Origin of the sequence: Burkholderia sp. E168m23 (assembly GCF_016586125.1) — a bacterium.
GTDB lineage: Bacteria > Pseudomonadota > Gammaproteobacteria > Burkholderiales > Burkholderiaceae > Burkholderia > Burkholderia orbicola.
Window position 1 is genome coordinate 1 of the sequence record NZ_BCPP01001079.1, and the last position, 2,212, is coordinate 2,212.

Consider the following 2,212-nt stretch of genomic DNA (forward strand, 5'->3'; position numbering starts at 1 on the left):
TGCTCGTTGCACTCACCGCGCCGGCTGCGACGTTCTTCAGCGTCGTGCCTTGCTCACCAGCCAGCGTGATCGTGCTCTTCGCCGCATCGTCGTATGCAACCGCGTTCGGATCCGTACCGCGGCCGGTTTCCGCCGCAGCCGTGATCGCGTCACCCACGTTACCGTAGGTCTTGTCGCCGACGTGATACGTCGGTGCCGTCACGCTGCCATCGGCACCGATGCCCGCACCGCCACCCCAGCGCCGTCGCTACGCCCTTCAACTGCGTCACGTTCACGACGTCGTTGTCCTGCGTACCCGCTGCAACGTTCACGATCTGACGCTGATTCTTCTCCGATCCAATTGATACCGTATTCCTGCGGTCTGCCACAGAGCCACTGCCCAGTGCGACACTGTCTATGGACGTAGCACTGGCATTGAAGCCAATGGCGGCCGAATTGGCTGCCCAAACGTAGGCACCCTCACCAAGCGCTACCTGGTGCCATTCCGTAGACGTGAATGAGTTTGCACCGATGGAGATATTGGTATCGCCCCCTTCCCCGGGTCCGTACGAGTATTTTGCGACTGCGTTATCGCCAATAGCAATGCTCCGAGCCCCGGTCGCTTGCGCCGCAGTCGTTCCCCTTGCTTTCATGTACTTGTCGGAGTCCGACAGTTCGCCCTTCAAGCTCTCAAGATCGGATACATTCTTCGTCACGCGACCGTCGAGGTTGGACACCGCGTCGCCAACGTTGTGCGCGGTCATCTTGCCGCCGTCCAGCGTGTACGCCGGCGCCGTCACGCTGCCATCGGCGCCGATGCTCGCACCACCACCCAGCGCCGTCGCTACGCTCTTCAACTGCGTCACGTTCACGACGTCGGTGTCCTGCGTACCCGCTGCAACGTTCACGATCTGACGCTGGGATTTGGTGTTCCCCACTGAGACCGTATCGGCTCGCTCAGCTGCCGAGCCAGTGCCAAGCGCCACCGCCCACGTGGCATTCGCGCCTACACTGGCGTGGTCCCCTACCGCGACCCCATTACCTGGGCTGGACTGAGCATCGGGTCCAATGGCAACAGAAACCCCCTGCGCCTGCGCGCCTGCTCCGACTGCTACTGCACGCATCCAGCCGCCTTGCGAGCCACCGACCGCGCGCGCGCCGTCGCCAATCGCAATAGCACCCGAATACCCCGGCCGACCGGCTGCTGCGTTAGCGCCAATAGCAATCACGCCCGCTCCCGCTCCCCCAGTATCCGCCTTCGCGCCCTCGCCTACCGCGACATTATTACTGGTTGCGTACGCATCCTTCCCGATCGTGACCCAATCGGCATCAAGCCGGTCACTGCTAGCCTTCGCAACGGCGGCATTCATCTGGTCCGACGTTACCGCCGCAGTCACTTTGCCCGTTTTCGCGTCCAGCAGGCCAGTATCAGCAAAGTTGCCTTGCAGTTTCTCGACGTTCGTCGCGTTCGTCGTCACACGGCCGTCGAGGTTCGACACCGCGTCGGCAACGTTTTGAACAGTGGTCTCGCCGGCGTCCAACTTGTACGTCGGTGCCTTTACGCTGCCATCTGCAGCGACGCCTGCACCGCCACCCAACGCAGTCGCTACGCCATTTAGTTGCTTCACGTTAACGACGTCGGTGTCTTGCGTACCCGCTGCCACGTTCACGATCTGGCGCTGAAGTGGCCCGTACTTTCCGCCTCCCACCGAAACGGTATCGACACGGTCTGCCTTCGCGTCGCTGCCGATAGCTACCGAACCGCTCACTGCCGTTCCTCTGGCCCCGATAGCTACACCCTCTTCCTGAGCTTCCGCTGACGACCCGATAGCCACAGCAGATTTTTGTGCGCTTGCCCAAGGCCCGATCGCTACCCCGAATTGACCCGCACCATTTGCATTCAAGCCGATTGCGACAGCGTAGTCTTCCGAAGCACTCGCCTCATTTCCGATTACGACTTGGTCGAATCTACCGGCAATCGCTTTCGGTCCGATCGCAACACTGCCAACCTCCCAACCGTTGTACTTGTCAGCACGCGCGCCATTACCAATCACGACACTCTCATCGGTCGACGAATACAACTGTTTGACGTTCATCGCATCGGCGCCTGCCCCGCCTGCGGCGAAAGATGTAACCTTCGAATTAGCAACGTCAATGCCACTCACCAACGACAACGCTACTTTTTTTTCATAAATATTGTCGCCACTGGCACATTCCATTGACTTACCACTTT

At 60.4% G+C, this 2,212-nt stretch carries 2 protein-coding genes; both read right to left on the minus strand.

Annotation, left to right across the window (positions count from 1 at the left end):
• Window positions 1–202, minus strand: a 202-nt coding sequence (locus JMF90_RS34230) for a hypothetical protein (RefSeq protein ID WP_201326090.1), incomplete at its 3' end; no start/stop codon positions are given.
• On the minus strand, window positions 159–2,212 hold a 2,054-nt coding region (locus JMF90_RS34235; RefSeq protein ID WP_374104319.1), incomplete at its 5' end, for a YadA family autotransporter adhesin. The genes JMF90_RS34230 and JMF90_RS34235, both read right to left, overlap by 44 nt.